Origin of the sequence: Streptomyces collinus Tu 365 (genome assembly GCF_000444875.1) — a bacterium.
GTDB lineage: Bacteria > Actinomycetota > Actinomycetes > Streptomycetales > Streptomycetaceae > Streptomyces > Streptomyces collinus_A.
Genome location: NC_021985.1, coordinates 7,815,480 through 7,833,712, shown reverse-complemented (window position 1 = coordinate 7,833,712; position 18,233 = coordinate 7,815,480). Strand labels below are relative to the sequence as shown.

Annotated in this window: 2 protein-coding genes (1 of these 2 only partly in view); both read right to left on the bottom strand. The window is 75.2% G+C overall.

What is annotated here, in order from left to right:
- Position 1 precedes the first annotated feature (1 nt).
- Positions 2–6,862, bottom strand: coding sequence for an SDR family NAD(P)-dependent oxidoreductase (locus B446_RS33720; protein WP_020937653.1), 6,861 nt, complete (start codon positions 6,860–6,862; stop codon positions 2–4).
- Positions 6,863–6,882: 20 nt separating this feature from the next.
- A protein-coding gene (locus B446_RS33715) for an SDR family NAD(P)-dependent oxidoreductase (RefSeq protein ID WP_020937654.1) crosses the window boundary here: on the bottom strand, positions 6,883–18,233 show its 3' portion. The gene runs 7,846 nt beyond the window's last position; the window shows 11,351 of its 19,197 coding nt (coding positions 7,847–19,197); its start codon lies beyond the right edge, outside the window — the gene reads right to left on this strand; the stop codon is at positions 6,883–6,885.

Below are 18,233 nucleotides of genomic sequence, written 5' to 3'. Positions count from 1 at the left end.
CTCATCGGTCCTCCTGACCCCGTACGGGGCTGCCCAGCTCGGCGTCGATCAGGGCGAACACCTCGTCGTCGGTTGCGGCGGCGAACAGGTCCGGCGGTGCCTCGGGCGTCGCCGGGCTCAGGGCGGTGAGCAGCCCACGCACCCGTTCGACCACCCGGTCGCGGAACACCTCGTCGGTGGCCGCCTCGGTCAGACCGGCGGCCAGGCGGTCGAAGTCGGCGAACAGCGCCGGCAGGTCGTCGGCACCGCCGGTGCCGCCGTCGAACCGCCCGGCGAGGTGCTCCACCAGATCAGCGGGGGTGGGATGGTCGAAGACGAGGGTCGCCTCCAGCGTCAGGCCGAGCGCCGCGCCGAGGCGGTTGCGGAACTCCACCGAGCTCAGCGAGTCGAACCCCAGCTCCTGGAAGGAGCGCCCCGGATCGATCGCGGCGGCACCGGCGTAGCCGAGCACGGCCGCGGCCTCGCCGCGGACCAGGCCCGACAGCCTGGCGCGCAGCTCCGCGGATCCCAGCCCGGCCAGGCCCGCGTCGGATACGACGGCCGGTGCGGCACTCAGCAGGCCGCGCAGTACGGGGGGTACGGCCGCGGGGGTGCCCGGGGCCAACCGCAGCGCGACCACCTCGGGCTCCGTACCGGCCAGCGCGGCGTCCAGCAGGCGCAGTCCCGCCTCGACCGTCAGCCCGGCGAGGCCGGCGCGGGCCAGCCGTTCGCGGTCGGCGGTCATGCCGTCGTCGAGGTCCCATGGCCCCCAGGCCACCGAGACCGCTCGGCCGCCCGCCGCGACCCGGTGCCGGGCCAGCGCGTCGAGATAGGCGTTGGCCGCGGCGTAGTTGCCCTGGCCGGGCCCGCCGAGCACACCGGCCGCCGAGGAGAAGAGCACCAGCTCGGCCTCGGGCAACAGCTCGTGCAGGTGGTGGGCGCCGGCGGCCTTGGCCCGCCACACGGTCTCCAGCCGGTCGGCGTCCAGCGCGGTCACCACACCGTCGTCGAGCACCCCGGCGGCGTGCACCACCATGCTGATCGTCCGGTCGGCGAGCAGCGCGGCCAGCGCATCCCGGTCACCGACGTCGCAGGCGACCGGCTCGATCCGCGCGCTCAGATCGCGGAGCCCGGTGGGGACGCGGCCACTGCGGCTGACCAGGAGCACGTCGGTGAATCCGTGCCGGGCGACCAGGTGACGCACCACCGGGCCGGCGAGGCCACCGCTGCCCCCGGTGACGAGCAGCGTGCCCGGCCGGCGCGGGGGCGGCGCGTCGGTGGCCGGGGCGCGTACGAGGCGGGCCGCCAGCACCCGCCCGTCGCGGACGGTCAGCTGCGGCTCGCCGGTGGCCAGGGCATGCGGCAGGACCTCCACCGCGTCCGCCCCGGACAGCTCGACGAGTGAGAAGCGGCCGGGGTGCTCGGACTGCGCCGAGCGCAGCAGTCCCCATGCGGCGGCCGTGGCCGGGCCCGGGTCCATGGTGACGAAGACCAGGTGGGCGTCGCCGAAGCGGCTCTCGCCGAGCCAGTGCCGCGCCTGTTCAAGGACGTCACGGGTCAGCTCGAACGCGGCGGACGCCGACGTCCCCGTCGCGGCGACCGGCACGATCACCACCTCGGCGGGTCCGGTCAGCGCCGCCGCGGTGTCCGCGCGGGTCACGGTCACGCCCGCGGCGGTGAGCGCGGCGCCGACGCCGTCCCGGTCGGGGCCCACGACGGCGTACCGGCCGGGTGAGCCGGGACGGACGTCGTCGAGGGGCACCCAGTCGACGCGGTACAGGGGGTCTGCCGAGGCTCCGGCGGGGCGCAGGGTCACCGCGTCCACCGAGGCCACCGGCCCGCCGGCGGCATCGGTGAGCCGCACGGACACGACACCGGGGCGGACCGGGGCGACGCAGGCCCGCGCGGCGACCGCGCCGCTCGCCGCGGCCCGGATCCCGGACCAGGCGAACGGCAGGTGAACCCGGCCGTCCGGGACGAATCCGCCGAGCGCCACCGTGTGCAGCGCCGCGTCCAGGAGAACGGGGTGCACGGCGTACGGGCCGGCGTCACCGCCGGGCACGGTGACGTCGGCGTACACGGTGTCGCCGGCCCGCCAGGCGCGGCGCAGCCCCTGGAACGCGGGACCGTAGCCGGGCAACCGGTCGTAGAGGCCGGTGAGGTCGAGCTCCTCGGCGTCGCCGGGCAGCGGGGGCGGTCCGGTCACGGCGCCACCGGCGGGGGCGAGTGCTCCGGTCGCGTGCCGGGTCCAGCCCGGTTCTCCGGCAGCGCGGGCGTGCACCTCGAAGGCGCATCGCCCGTCGTCACCGGGCAGGGCCGCGGTGAGCCGCAGGTCGGTGTCGCCGAACGGCAGCGGCGCCTCGATCACCAGCTCGGCCACGACCGGCCGGCCGAGCCGGGCGCCGGCCCGCAGGGCCAGGTCGGCGAAGAACGTCCCGGGCACCAGCGTGGTCCCGTCGACGGCGTGGTCGGCCAGCCAGCCGTGGCCGTCCCGCGAGATCCTGGCCGGCAGCACATGCCCGCCGGGCAGTTCCATCAGGTCGGCCCGCACCCGGCCCGGGTCCGTGCCGGTGGTCACCCAGTGCCGGTCCCGGGCGAACGGGTATCCGGGCAGCGACAGTCGGCGTGCTCGCGCCGGCATCGGCGGGGTGATCTCGGCCCCGGTGACCCAGGCGGCGGCGAGCGCGTCGAGGTCGTCACCGGTCACCGCCGCGGCCGGTTTCCGCCGGCGGCCGCGATGGCAGCCGACCCCGGTGCGCAACGCCGTCAGCAGTTCGGCGGTGGTCGTGGCCACGACGGCGAGCCGCTCGTCCAGGTGCTCACGCCCGGACCACAACGTGTACGCCAGCGCCGCCGGGTCCACCGCGACGGCCGCCGTGCGCAGGGCGGCGGCCAGGGCATCGGCGGTGGTCTCTCCGTCGATCACGGGGCGGGTCCCGAACACCTCCTGGACGCGGTGGGCGAGGTCGGCCAGTTGCGGGAAGTCCAGGCCCAGTTCGGCGAACGGCTCGTCGGGCCGTGCCGCGGTCGCACCGACCTCGGTCACCAGCGCGGTCACGGTCGCGGCCACGTCCTCGCCGGTGCCCTCCAGGTGGGTCACCAGCCGGGCCACGCTCTCGTCGAGGCGGGCGGTGTCCCGGGCGGACACCACGAACAGCCGCGGCTCGGCCGGTTCCGGCACGGCCGGCGGCGCCGGCCACTCGGCGAGGACGACGTGCGCGTTGGCCCCGCCCGCACCGAAGGAGCTGATCGCCGCGGTCCGCGGCACGTCCGCGCGTCCCGGCCACGGCGCCCGTTCGCGCTGTACCCGGAACCGTGCGGTCTCCCACCGCACCGCGCTGGTCAGCGGGTCGGCGTGCAACGACGGCACGAGTTCCCGATGGCGCAGTTGAAGTACGACCTTGGTGAGCGCCGCGACGCCGGCCGCGGACTCCAGGTGCCCGATGTTCGACTTGACCGATCCGATCGGCCAGGGACCCGGGCCGGCGCCGATCCGGTCGAAGGCCTCCTCCAGCGCGGCGACCTCGATCGGGTCGCCGAGGCTGGTGCCGGTGCCGTGCGCCTCCAGGTAGCCGAGGTGGGCGGGGTCGACCGCGGCCCGGCGCAGCGACCCTGCGATCAGGGCGGCCTGCGATGCCGGGTTCGGCACGGAGAACCCGGCGGTGCGGCCGCCGTGGTTGACCGCGGTACCGCGGATGACGGCGTGGACGTGGTCGCCGTCGCGCAGCGCGTCGCGCAGCGGGCGCAGCAGCACCACGCCGACTCCCTCGCCGGGCACGTAGCCGTCCCCGCCCTCACCGAAGGCGCGGCAACGCCCGTCGGTGGACAGGAAGGAGGACTGGCTCAGCAGCAGGTACTTGTTCGGGTGCACGGCCAGGTTGACGCCACCGGCCAGGGCCGCCTCGCACTCCCCCCGGCGGATGGCCTCGACGGCCAGGTGCAGCGCGGTCAGCGAGGACGAGCACATGCTGTCCAGGGCGATGCTCGGTCCGCGCAGGTCCAGGAAGTACGACACCCGGTTGGCGATGGACGCGCTGAACGACGAGGGCACCGGGCCCGGCTCCGGGCCGACGCCGTAGAGCTGGTACTGGTTGTACATCACCCCGGCGAACACCCCGACGGGCCGGCCGCGCCAGGCCGACGGCGCGTGCCCGGCCTCCTCGAACGCGTGCCACGCCTCCTGCAGGAACAGCCGCTCCTGCGGGTCCAGCACGGCCGCCTCGTTCGGCGAGATGTGGAAGAACTCCGCGTCGAACTCGTCCACCCCCGAGAGGAAGCCACCCCATTTGCCGTAGGAGCGTCCGGGCGTCCGGCGGTCTTCGGAGTAGATCGCCGCGTGATCCCATCGATCGGCGGGCACCGTGCTGACGCAGTCACGGCCGTCGCGCAGGTTCGCCCAGAACTCGTCGAGGTCGCGGGCCATCGGGTAGCGGCCGCTGATGCCCACCACGGCGATCGCGTCGTCGTCGGGTCCGACCGGCTCGGGGTCCGCCTCCGGCGGGGTGAACTCGGCCGTGATCCGGGCCGCGTGGTCCGCCTCCGGCGGGGTGAACTCGGCCGTGATCCGGGCCGCGTCCCCGTTCAGGACCACGACGTGGGAACGGCCGCTGCCCACGGCCGCCAGCAGCACGTCGACGGCGGCCGGGGTCTGCAGGCTTCGCAGGCCCATCCGGCGCAGCGCGGCGTCATCGACCTGCATGCCGCCTTCCGCCCAGGCCGGCCAGCCCACCGACACGATGTCGCGGCGGGTGCCGGCGAACAGGTCCAGGAACGCGTTCGCGCACGCGTAGTCGGCCTGCCCCGGATTGCCCCAGGTGCCGGCGGTCGACGAGCAGAGCACCAGGAAGTCCAGACTCAGGCGCCGGGTGGCCGCTTCGAGGTGCCGGGCACCGTCGACCTTGGGGGCGAGCACGGCCCGAACGTCATCGGCGCGCTTCCCCGCCAGCAATCCGTCACGCAGCACGCCGGCGGCGTGCACCACCCCGTGCAGCACGCCGAAGCGGTCCACCGCGGTGCGCACCGCCCGGTCGACGTCGTCCGCACGGGTCACGTCCGTCACCAGGGTGACCACCTCGGCGCCGAGGGCTGTCAGCTCGGCGGTGACGGACGGATCGGCCGGGGTGCGGCCGACCAGGACGAGCCGGGCGTGTACCGACCGGGCCAGGTGCCGGGCCAGGGCCAGCCCGACCCCGCCGAGCCCTCCGGTGATCAGGTAGACCCCGCGCTCTCGCAGCGACGCCCTGTCCGCCGGTGCCGGCATGGGCCGGGCGAGCCGGATCCGGCGGGTGCCGTGCGCGTAGCACACCTCCACGTCGGGGGCCCCGGCGGCCAGCTCGGCCAGCGCGTCGGCCCGGCGTGGCGAACGGACCACCGCGGCCCGAACGCCCGGGTGCTCCCGCACCGCGGTGCGGAGCAGACCGGCGAGAGCGATCACCGGCGCGTCGTCGTCCTCGACGTGGCAGACCAGCCGCAGGGTGCTGCGTCCCGCGCGGATCGCGGCCGCCAGGAACTCGCTCAGCGCGACCGCTTCACCGGTGAGGTCGGCAGGATCGGCGGGCTGCCACAGCACAGCGGCCGCGGCGGTGTCCGCGAGCGCGGACGGCCAGTCCGCCCGGGTGTGCGCACCGGCCGTGACCCAGTGCGCCGAGGGGGCTCCGGGCGGCAGCGTGGCCGGCTGCCAGGACGTCTCGAACCACACCGTCTCGGCGGGTACCTCGGTCTCGGCGGTCGACGGGGTCCCGGCGGTCGTCTCCGTCACGGCGGTCGCCGCGGTCACCGGTTCCGCCGGCGGGGCCGCCACGACCTCGTACCGTCGCAGGTGTGCGGCCAGCAGGGTGAACGTGTTGTGCTCGAACAGCAGGGTCGGGGAGAAGTCGACGCCGAAGACCCGTTCCAGGTCGGCAGCGATCCCCAGCAGCGCCGTCGAGTCGAGGCCGAGCTCGTAGAACCCGGCCGTCTCGTCGAAGTCGGCGCGGCCGGTCCTCGCCTCGATCAGGTCCCGGACGATCCGGTCGGCGTCCTGCGCCGCCGGGGTGCGTACCTCGAGGCGGGTGATCGCCGCGGCGTCCCGGATCCGTTTGGAGGTCAGGCCGTGCAGCCAGGCGATGACGGTTCCGTCCGGGGCGTGGAACTCCAGGTCACACGTGGTCAGATCGCCGTCGGGCCCGGCCTGGCGCGGCGGGGCGGCGTGCACCAGGGTCCGCGAGCCCAGCGGTCCCGCGGCCCGCACCGATTCGATCAGCATCGGGATGTACGGGCGTGCCCCGTCGCCCGGCACGGCCTCGGCGAACTGGGTGGGCAGCAGCGTCGAGGAGTCCAGCGCCGCCGGATGGAGGTGGAAGTACTCGGCGTACTCGGCGGCCTGGGCGCTCAGCGAGAGGTCCGCGAGCAGTTCGTCCGGTCCGGCGTGCAGGGTGCCGAGGGCCCGCATGAACTCGCCGTGCTCGATACCGGTGGCGCGGACGGTCGTGTACAGGTCGGCCATGTCGACGCTCCGCCGTGCGGTGGCGCGCAGGGCCTCCAGGTCCCGCCGGCGGTGCGGGAACGGCAGGCCCGGGTACAGCCGGCAGTCCAGGACCGGTTCGCTCTGCCCCGAGGGGCGGCGGGTGCCGCTGACCGACACCCGGAAGTGCCCGTCGTCGCGGGCGAAGCGCAGCGTCAGCTCGGTGTCGAAGTCCGGCCCGGCGGCGACGGGGTTGCGGAACAGCACACGGCGCAGCTCGACACCGCCGGGATCCGCCCCCCGGGCTCGCACCACCCGCAGGATGATGTCGAGCAGCGACACCCCGGGCAGGATCCGGGTGCCGTGGACACGGTGGTCGCGCAGCACCGGGTCGCTGCCCCGGATCACGACGGTGCAGGTCAGCCCGTCCAAGGAGTCCATCAGGTTCTCTTCCCCGCGCATCAGAACTGGATCTGGAAGAACGGCGCCGGCGGCGTCGGGCCGTCGTGGCGCCCGTTGGCTCCTGCGGAGGCCGGTACCGGGACGTCGAACCAGAACCGGCGCCGTCGGTAGCGCGGCGGATCCAGCGGTTCACGCAGCGGGACATGGCCGTCCGGGGCCTGGCGCACCACCATGTGGGCGTTGGTGCCGCCGAAGCCGAACGAGCTGACTCCGGCCCGGCGTACGCCGTCCCGCCCGGTCCAGTCCCGCAGCTCACGGACCGGGAACAGCGGCGACCGGTCGAACTCGAAGCGCCGGTTGAGCGTCGCGCAGTGCAAGGTGGGCGGCAGTTGCCCGTGGTGCACCGACAGCACCACCTTGATCAGGCCGGCGATCCCGGCCGCGCTGAGCGTGTGCCCGATGTTGGTCTTCACACTGCCCACACCGCAGAAGCCGACCTCGTCGGTGGCGCCGCGCAGGACCTCGGTGAGCGCCTTCAGCTCCATCGGGTCACCGATCATGGTGCCGGTACCGTGCGCCTCGACGTAGCCGAGCTGCACCGGTGACACCTCGGCCGCGGCGAGTGCGGACTCGACGACCTCGCGCTGCGCCCTCGGGTTCGGCGTGGTGATGCCCATGGTGCGGCCGTCGTTGTTGACGGCGCTGCCCTCGATCACCGCGTACACCCGGTCGCCGTCGCGGATCGCGTCCTCGGCCCGCTTGAGCAGCAGGGCGCCGACGCCCTCGCCGAGGACGATGCCGTCGGCGCGCTCGTCGAAGGTGTGGCACCGGCCGCTCGGTGACAGCGCCCCCGCGCCGCTCATGCCGACGAACGGCACCTCGTCGAGCAGGATCTCGACGCCGCCGGCGATCACCAGGTCGGACTCGCCGGTGCGCAGGCTCTGCGCGGCCAGGTGCACCGCGACCAGCGCCGAGGAGCAGGCGCTGTCGACGACGACGGCGGGGCCGCGCACGTCGAGGTAGTGCGAGAGGTGGGCGGCGATGAAGTTCTGCGCCATGCCGCTGATCGAGTGGGTCGTCGCGGCGGCATGGTGCGCGCCGAAGTTCGCCGCCCGGGCGCCGGCGAAGACCCCGACCCGGCGACCGGCCACTTCGGCGGGCGTCAGGCCCGCGTCGGCCAGGCACTCCGCCCCGGCCTCCAGGAACTGCCGCACCAGCGGGTCGACGTGGGCGGCCCCGGCCGGGTCGAGCCGGAAGTAGTCCGGGTCGAAGTCCTCGATGCCGTCCAGGAATCCGCCCCACTTGCTGACGGTTCTGCCGGGCTGCGGGGCGGGGTGCCAGAAGCGATCGGCATCCCAGCGCGACGGCGGCACCTCGGTCACCGAGTCCACGCCGCCGACGAGGTTGCGCCAGAACGTGGCGTGGTCGGGCGCTCCGGGGAAGTGGGCGGCAATGCCCACCACCGCGATTCCCCGCTCCGGCCCTCTCACCTGGGCGGGTCGCGGCTGCGGCGCGCGCACCGGCTCCGGCTTCCCGGGCGCAGGCTGCTCCGGCAGCCGGTCGTCGAGGGCGGCGGCCAGCCGGGCGATGGTCGGGTTCTCCAGCAGCGCCGAGGGTTCGGCGACCACCCCGAGGTCACGTTCCAGCGCGGCGAGCAGTTGGACGATCATGATGGAGTCCACACCGAGGTCGGCGAAGTCGGCGTCGGGCCGGATCTGGGCGGCGTCCAGCCGCAGCGTCGTCGCGAAGACCTCGGTGAGCCTCCGCACGCCGTCACCGGTCCGCCTCCCGTGAGCCGTGGGCGGGTCCGCGGCGGCGACCGGCGCCAAGGCCCCTGGCGCGGGGTGCCCGGGCACCGAAGTCCCGGGATCGGTGGTTTCGAGCGCGGAAGTCCCGGGCCCGGACGCCCTGGGCGCGGGAGTCCCCGGCGCGGAAGTCCCGGGCCCGGACGCCCCGGGCACGGGAGTCCCCGGCGCGGAAGTCCCGGGCACAGAACTCCCGGGCACGGCAACCTCCAACAAGGCCCGGGCGTCGAACCGGGTGGTGTCCACCAGGCACGGCAGCACGACCGGGTCGGGTCCCGCCAGCGCCGCGTCCAGCAGCGCCACGCCGTCCTGCGGGCGCAGCGTCCGCAGCCCCAGTTCCCGGTAGACAGGGGTGTCCACCTCCGGCATGCCGGCCGCCTGCCAGCTCGGCCACTGCACCGACCGGAAGACCGGCGTGTCGGCGCCGGTGGCGTTCCGGTACTCGGCCACCCGGTCCAGCACCGAGTTGGCCAGCGCGTAGTCGCTCATCCCTGCCGCCAGCGCGGGCACCTGACCGGCGATCGACGAGTACAGCACCACGAAGCGCAGCGGGTCGTCGCCGCACGCGTCCAGGAGCGCCTGCAGGCCCGTGGTCTTCGGTTCCACCACCCGCCGCATGTCGGCGGTGCGTTTGCCGATGAAAGCCGGGTCGGTCATCACGCCGAGACCGGCGCAGTGCACGATCCCGGCGATCGGTCCCCACTCCCGCCGGATCCGGTCCAGTACCTCCCGGGCGCGCTCGAGGGGGATGCTCTCGATCACCAGGCGCACCCCGGCGCGTTCCAGCGCGCTGAGGTCGCGCAGTCGGGCCGCCAGCGCCGGATCGGTGTCGGGTGCGGCCATCAGCTCCGCCCAGTTGTCGCGGGCGGGCAGCGGGGACTGGCCGAGCAGTACCAGCCGGTTTGCTCCCCGCTCGACGAGTTCCGCGGCCAGCAGACGGCCGAGCGCGCCGGTGCCGCCGGTGATCACCACCGGCCGCCCGGCCAGATCGTCCGACCACCGGGCGGGTGCCGTGGCGCAGCCGGTGGGACGCAGCGTCGGCGTGTACCGGACGCCGTCACGCACGCACACCTCGGTGACCGGGTCGGTCGCCGCCAGCTCCGCGCCGGCCACGTCGCGCAGCGCGTCCGGGTCCGTGAAGTCGACGTCGACGGTGCGGGCGAACACCCCGCGGTACTCGGCGGAGAGCATCCGGACCAGTCCCGCGAACGCCGCTCCTCGCAGCGTCGGGCTGTGCGCGCGGAAGGACACCAGTCCTCGGGTCAGGTGCAGATAGGCGAAGCCGGCGGTTCGGTTCGTCGCGATCAGCTCACGGGCCAGCACGATGCGGGCCCAGTCGACGCGTACGTCGGGCACCGGCACCGCGGACAGGTCGACGAGGTCGATCACGACCGGCGCCCGGCCGATCGACGCGGCCGCCCGCAGCCCCGTCTCCTCGTCCGTGTCGTCCAGGCGGACCACTCGGGCCGTGTCACCGAACGCCGCCGTCGCCAGCGCCTCGGTCTCGGCCCGGACCAGGACCACCGGCGCGGTCGGCGCCGGCCCCGACGCCGCCGGCGCCGGTTCCCACTCCTTGGCCAGCAGGCGTCGCGCCTCGTGCTCCGGCGGCGCGGCGGACGGGCTCGCCAGCCAGTGCCGTTCCCGGGCGAACGGGTACGTCGGCATGGACGTCAGGGCGGGCCGATCGGTGCGCAGCGCGGCCCAGTCCACGGCCGCGCCGGCCTGCCAGAGGCGGGCGATCCGATCGAGCCGCCCTTCCCGGGCCAGCCGGCGCAGGTAGCTGACGCCCTCCGGCTCGGTGAGCCAGTCGTGGTCGCCGGTCGCGGTGGTCGCCTCGATGTCACCGGCCAGGAAGGCGGCCAGCCGGTCCCGCAGTTCGGCCACGGACCTGACGACCAGGGCCAGGCGCACCGGCATCGGAACCCGGCCCACCTGCGAGGTGTGGGCGAGAGAGGAGAGCGCGGGCTGCCGGTCGCCGAGGAATGCCAGGTGTGCCCGGGCGTACCGGTGCAGGGCGGCCTCGTCCCGCGCCGACAGCACGAAGATCTCCGGCCCCGTGGAGTCCACGGGCACGGACGTCACGGGCGGCTCTTCCAGGACGACATGGGCGTTGACCCCGCCGAAGCCGAAGGAACTGACCCCGGCGCGCAGTGGCACGGTCGTGCCGTCGGCGTCGCTCGGTGTCCACGGCCGGGTCTCGCGGACCGGCTCGAAGGGAGTGCCGTCCAGGTCGATCAGCGGGTTGAGCCGCGACAGGTGCAGGGTCGGCGGCAGCTGCCGGTGCCGCATCGCCAGCACCACCTTGATCACGCCGGCGATGCCCGCCGCGGGCTCCAGGTGCCCGATGTTGCTCTTGACCGTGCCGATGCCGCAGGTGACCGGCGGCCCGGCGGCCAGCGCGCGATGGGCGCGGACCAGGCCGTCGATCTCGACCGGGTCGCCCAGGGCGGTGCCGGTGCCGTGCAGCTCGACGTAGGACACCGTCTCGATCGGCACGTCCGCGTCCCCGTACGCCTCGACCAGCAGATCCGCCTGCGCGAGCGGGTTCGGCGAGGTGAGCGACGACGCGCGGCCGCCGTGGTTGACGGCGCTGCCGCGGATCACCGCGTGCACCCGGTCGCCGTCGGCGAGGGCCCGCGACAGCGTCTTGAGCACGACGACGCCGACCCCCTCGCCCTTGACGTACCCGTCGGCGCTCTCGTCGAGCGCCTTGCACCGGCCGTCGGGCGCGAGCACGCCGAGCTGGTTGCCGGCGACCACGGTCTGCGGGGACAGCACGAGGCTCACCCCACCGGCGATGGCGAGGTCGCTCTCCCCCGCGCGCAGCGACCGCACGGCACGGTGCAGGGCGACCAGCGAGCTGGAGCAGGCCGTGTCGACGCTCTCGCTCGGGCCCCGCAGGTCGAGCAGGTACGAGATGCGGTTGGCCAGCATGGTGCGGGCCAGACCGGTGCCGGCGTGAGCGTTGACGTGCTCGCCGCGCAGCACCATCGACTCGTAGTCGGCGAACTGCACCCCGGCGAAGACGCACACCCGGCCGCCCGCGAGCCGGTCCGGGCGGCACCCGGCGTCCTCCAGCGCGCCCCAGGTGTGCTCCAGGAAGAGGCGGTGCTGCGGGTCCATGGCCTGCGCCTCGGCCGGTGAGATACGGAAGAACAGCGGGTCGAAGAGGTCCACGCCTGTCAGGAAGCCACCCCAGCGGGCGGTGCCGCCGAAGCGGCGGGCGACCTCCCGCCAGTCCCATCGGTCGGCGGGCGTCTCGGTGATCAGGTCCCGGCCGTCGGCGAGGTGCTGCCAGAACTGTTCGAGGTCGTCCGCGCCGGGCAGCCGCCCGGCCAGGCCGATGATGGCGATCGGCTCATGACCGGCCGGAGCGGCGGACGACGAGCCGCTCGCGGGCGCGGGCACGCCGTGCGGCACGGACACCGGTGCGGGCGCGGGCACGCCGTGCGGCACGGACACCGGTGCGGGCGCGGACTCGGACGACGCGGGGCCGGGCTCGGACGACGCGGGGCCGGGCTCGGTCCGCTTGGCCACCGGGGCCGGAGGCAGCTCGGCCGCCAGGTGCGCGGCGAGCTTGGTGACCGTGTTGGCGCCGAACAGCGTCGTCGTCGGCACGGTCACGTCGTAACGGGCGGCCAGTGCCGCGGCCAGGTTCTGCAGGCCGAAGGAGTCCAGGCCGTACTCGCCGAAGCCGGCGTCGGGGTCGAGAGCGGACGGGGCGATCCCGAGGATCCCGCCGATCAGCTCCCGCAGCTGGGTGGGGAGTTCCGGGGAGACGGCGACGGCCGGCGCGGGGGTCGGCGGCGGCGCCGGGAGGGCCGGTACGCCGTCGTCGCGCAGACGCATCCCGGCGACCAGGTCGCGCATCCGGGCCGGGTCACCGGGCAGGACGGCCACCTGCGGGCGGTCCAGGCGCAGCACCAGGTCGAGCACCTGCTCGCCCTCGGCCGTCTCCAGGTAGCGGAAGCCGGTACCGGCCAGGTAGCGGCGCTCGTCGTCGGTGTCCACGTGCATGCCGCCGGCACGCCACATCGGCCAGTCCACCGACACGGTACGGCCGTGGCGGCGGCCGGCGAGACGCTCCCGCTCCCGGAAGTCCGCGAACCCGTCGAGGTAGCGAGCGCCGACCGCGTAGTCCACCAGGCCGTAGTCACCGAGCTGCCCGGCCAGCGAGGAGTAGAGCACGAACAGGTCCAGCGGCAGGTCGCGGGTGACCTCGTCGAGAACCCTGGTTCCGGTGATCCGGGCGCGCAGGTGCGCCCGCAGCTCGTCGACGTCCTTGCCGGGAAGCGGGTTGCGCGACGCGGTGCCGGCCAGGTGGAACAGCCCGTCGAGGCCGCCCAGGTCGGCGATCACCTCGGCCACCACGCGGGTCATCGCGTCGCGGTCCTCCACGGCCGCCCGGTAGTACGCGACGGTGCCGTGCGCGCGCAGCTCCGCCAGCTGCTCGGCCCGTTCGGCGGCCGGCGAGCGACCGGTCAGCGCCACCCGGGCGCCACGTGACAGCAGCGTTCGGGCCAGCAGCACACCCAGCCCGCCGAGGCCACCGGTGATCAGATAGACGCCGCCGTCACGCAGCGGTGAGGGCAGCACCGGACGGGCGGGTATCTCGCTGAGCACCCGCACCGACCGGCCCGACGGCGACAGCCGCACGGCCGGGCCCGACAGCCGGTGCGCGGCGATCTCGGCGAGCAGCTCGCCGGTGTCGCCCGCACCGTCGACCCGGACGACGCCGAACGTCGTTCCCGGCAGCGCGGCCCGCAACGACGCGTCGAACCCGCCCCACGCCTCGGCGAGCGCGTCCTCCGGCACCAGCGCCTGGATCCGGACCGGGGTGCGGGCGGCGCCGGCCGTCAGCTCCTTCGCGATCCGGAACATCGCCTCGAGTCCCAGGTCGTCGCGGCCGGGCGCGAGCAGCGGCCACTGGTGGACGATCCGGGCGGGCGTCTCGGCGAGCAGCCGCGCGTAGTCGTCCTGCTCGCCGGGCCGGATGGTGATCACCGGGCCCTCGTCGCGGTACTCCGTGCCGGCGCGCACGTGCACGGCGCCGGGCACCGGCAGATCGCCCAGGACCAGTACCCGGCCCGGGTGCTCGCCGGCCGCCGGGACCGGCTCGTCCTGCCAGGTCGCCGTGAAGCAGCTGACCGGACGGGCAGTCGTGCCATCGGTGAACCAGTGCCGTTCCTGCGCGAACGGGTAGGTCGGCAGCGACCGCCGGCGGGGCGGGGCGGCCCAGCGGCGATGCCAGTCCACCTGTGCGCCCCGGGTCCAGGCGGCCGCCGTCTCGTCGTCACCGCGGCCGTCGCAGGGCGTGCGGTCCGCGTCCCGCTCGACCCGACCGGTGTGGATGCCCGCGGTGTCACCGGCGAGGAAACGCCGTAGCGTCGCGACGGCGTGCTCGGCGGAGTCGGTGACGAACGCCAGCCGCTCGGGGTACGCCCCGCGCCCGACCTGCAACGTGTACGCGGTGCTCGCCAGGTCGTGCGCCCAGCGGTCCGGCCGGTCGGCGAAGGACCGCGCGTACGCCCGCAGCCGTTCGGGGTCCCGGGCGGACAGGACGAACACGACCGGTCCCGGCGCCGGAACCGGCTCCTCGGCCGGGTACTCCTCGAGTACGACGTGCGCGTTGGCTCCGCCGTACCCGAAGGCGCTCACCCCGGCCCTGCGTGGCACCCCGGGCGCGGGCGGCGCCCACTCCCGCGGCCCGGTCGCGAGTTCGAACGGGGTGCCCTCCAGGCCCAGATGCGGGTTCGGCCGCGGCCCGTGCGGGTCGCCGGTGATCCGGCCGTGCCGCATCGACAGCAGCACGCGCAGCACCGCGGCGATGCCGGCGGCTGGTTCGAGATGGCCGATGGTGTTCTTCAGCGCGCCGAGCGCGCAGTGCGGCCGGGCCGGCGCGTCGTGTCCCCAGTCCTGGTAGAGGTCGGCGAACGCCTCGCGCAGCCCGTTGGTCTCGGCGGGGTCACCGATGACCGTGCCGGTGCCGTGCGTCTCCAGGTAGCCGATCGTCGCCGGGTCGACCGCCGCCTCCCGGTGCGCCCGCCGGATCACGTCTGCCTGTGCGCGCGGGCTCGGCGCGGTCAGCGAATTGGCTCGGCCGCCGTGGTTGACCGCGGTGCCGCGCAGTACGGCCAGGATCGGGTTGCCGTCGGCGCGCGCCCGGCTGAGCCGCTTGAGGACGACGGCGCCGACCCCCTCGCCGCGTACGTAACCGGACGCGTCGGCGTCGAAGGCCCGGCCCACGCCGTCCTCGCTGAGCATCCCCGCCCGTTCCAGTGAGGCGAAGGTGACCGGGGACAGCATCAGGCTGACGCCGCCGACGATGACCGTGCCGCACCGTCCGAGGCGCAGCGCCTCCGCCGCCCGGTGCAGCGCGACGAGCGAGCTGGAGCAGGCGGTGTCCACGGGTTCGCTGGGACCGTGCAGGTCGAGCTGGTACGAGATGCGGTTGGCCAGCATCGACGGGGCCAGGCCGGTCGACGAGTAGGCGTCGGTGGCGGCGCCGGAGCGCTGGACGAGTTCGGCGTACTCGCCGGAGCCGACGCCGACGAAGAGCCCGGTGTCGCTGCCGGCCAGAGCACCCGGGTCCATACCCGCGTCCTCCAGCGCGGCCCACACCGTACGCATCAGCAGCCGCTGGCGCGGGTCCATCCAGCGGGCTTCGCGCGGGGAGATACCGAAGAACAGCGGGTCGAACCGGTCGATGCCGCCGATGAAGCCGGCCCGGGTCACCCGGGTGCGTTCCGGGTGCGCGGCCGGGTCGCCGTGATGCTCCCGTGCGTCCCACCGGTCGGCCGGTACCTCGGTGAACAGGTCGCCACCGCGTTCCAGGGCGGCCCAGAACTCGTCCAGGTCGGCGGAGCCGGGCAGCGTCCCGGCCATGCCGACGATCACCACCGGGTCGTCCGGTTCCGGCTCCGCGGGTCGCGCGGGCGCGCCCTGCGGGTGTTCGCGGGCGAGCCAGTCGGCCAGGGCCGCGGCCGTCGGCGTGGCCAGCAGCTGGTCCGGGCCGACCGGTAGGTCGAACGCCGCGGAGACGTCACCGGCCAGCCTCAGCAGCGCCAGCGAGTCCAGGCCGTGGTCGTGGAACGAGGCGGCCGGGTCCAGCTCCGTCATCGGGTAGCCGGTGACCCCGCTGACCAGCCGCAGCACGGTGGTCAGCGCGGGGCCGGAGGAGCCGGCCGGCCGGGTGGGCGTCGGCGTGGCGGCCCGCGGGGCCGCGGAACGGATCCAGCAGCGGACCGGCTCGAACGGGTAGCCGGGCAGTGGCAGCGGTTCCGGCGCGCTGCCGGCCGTGCCCGCCCAGTCGATCACCTCGCCCTGCACCCAGCGGCGGGCGTTGTCGCGCGGATCCGCGCTCGGCGCGACCGGGTCGCCCGGCTCCGTGGTCACCACGCCGGTCCAGCCCGCGGGCCGCCCGGCGAGGAAGGCGTCGAGCTGCTCGATCAGCTCGTCCGTCCGGTGGGCGACCACGGCGAGCCGGTGTGCCATCGCCTCCCGCCCGATCTGCAGCGTGTAGGACAGGCGGCCGAGGTCGATGTCCGCCGCGTCCGGCGGGGCCGCGGCGAGCTGTCGCAGCGTCGATCCGCTGTGCACGGCGCCTTGGTGCAGGGCGGTCTCCCGCCCTGCCAGCCGCATGATCGTGGCCGGGTCCAGGCCGAGCTCGTCGAGCGGCTCGTCGACGGCGCCGACCGGCAGCCCGGCGGCCGCGGCGATCTCCGCCAGGCCGGTCGCGCCCGGCTCACCGCGCAGGCCGGTCGCGCCCAGCTCCCGCAGGCGGCTGAGCATCCGCTCGACGATGCGGCGCAGCGCCTGCGCGTCGCGCCCCGAGAACGGGAACACGGCCGGCATCGGCACGACGCCGGGCCGTGGCTCGGCCCGGTACTGCTCGACGACCAGATGGGCGTTGGAGCCACCGGCGCCGAAGGCGCTGACGCCGGCGCGCAACGGTCGCGGGCCCGTCCACGGCGCCGCCTCCCGCTGGACGCGGAACGGGACGTTCGCCCAGTCGACGGCCGGGTTCAGCTGCTCGGCGTGCAGTGACGGCGTCAGCTCCCCGGCGCGCATCTGCAACAGCACCTTGGTCAGGGCGGCGATGCCCGCCGCCGACTCCAGGTGCCCGATGGACGACTTGACGGAGCCGATGGCGATCGAGCCGGCCGGGCGGTCGCCGAACGCCCGGGCCAGTCCGGCGACCTCGGCCGGGTCGCCCAGCGCCGTACCGGTGCCGTGCGCCTCCACGTACGACACGTCGGCCGGTTCGACGCCGGCGGCCCGCAGCGCGCTCGTGACGACCTCGCTCTGGGCGCCGGGACTGGGCACCGCGTACCCGCCGGTCTTGCCGCCGTGGTTGACCGCGCTGCCGAGGATCACGCCGAGGATGCGGTCGCCGTCGCGCTCGGCCGCGGCCAGCGGCTTGAGCAGGACCGCGCCGACCCCCTCGCCGGGGACCATGCCGTCGCCGCCGGCCGCGAAGCTGCGGCACCGGCCGCTCTCGCCGGTGAACCCGCCGGCCGCGAGCTGCCGGTACTTGCGTGGGTGCGGGGTGAGGTTGACGCCGCCTGCGAGCGCGTAGTCCACGCCTCCGGCGGCCAGCGCCTCGCAGGCCAGGTGGATGGCGGTCAGCGACGACGAGCACATGGTGTCGACCGCCAGGCTCGGGCCGTGCAGGTCGAGCGCGTACGAGACCCGGTTGGCGATCGACGCGTAGCCCATCCCGCCGGCCAGGCCGCGCTCGTCCTCGAAGAGCTGGTAGTGGCCGTACATGACGCCGACGTAGACGCCGACGCGGCTGCCCCGGAGCCGGGTCCGGGGGTAGCCGGCGTCCTCGAGGGTGTGCCAGGCGGTCTGCAGGAACAGCCGCTCCTGCGGGTCCGTCAGCTCGGCTTCGTGCATCGACATCTGGAAGAACCGCGGGTCGAACTCGTCGATGCGGTCGAGGAAGCCGCCCCACCGGCTGACCGGTGTGCCGTTCGCCCCGGGCTCCGTCCGCGGATCCCAGCGCTCGGCCGGCACCTCGCGGATGCAGTCCAGCCCGGTTCGCAGATTGGTCCAGAACGCGTCGACGTCGTCGGCGAGCGGGTAGCGGCCGGCCACGCCGATGACGGCGATCCGGGTGTCCGCGGCCGGTGCCGTCTTTGCCGGCCGTCCGGCGGGCTCGGTGACCTGGGCCGGCGCGGGCTCGGTGACCTGGGCCGGCGCGGGCTCGGTGGCCTGGGCCGGCGCGGGCTCGGTGGCCTGGGCCGGCGCGGGCCGGGGCTGGTCGGGCAGCAGGGCCCGCACCCGGTCCGGATACCGCTCGACCAGGTGGTCGGCGACCTCGCGGATGGTGGGGTGTTCGAACAGCAGAGTGGGCGGCAGGTCGCCCATGCGCTCGGCGAGCAGGTCGGCGATGCGGGGCACGGTGAGCGAGTCGACCCCGAAGTTCTCGTACGTCTCGTCCAGCCACAGCCGGTCCCGGGGCACCTCGAGTACCTGCACGAACGCGTCCTTGACGTAGTCGCGGGCGGCTTCGACGAGCCGGCCCCCGCCGCCGGTACGCGGCTCGGGCGCCGGTTCGGCCGCTGGTGGCGGCGCCGGCTGCGCCGTGGGTGCGGTGACGG

Excerpts from the sequence above, each read along its gene's own strand:
- B446_RS33720 (WP_020937653.1), bottom strand. The coding sequence starts at position 6,862 with ATGGACTCCTTGGACGGGCTGACCTGCACCGTCGTGATCCGGGGCAGC.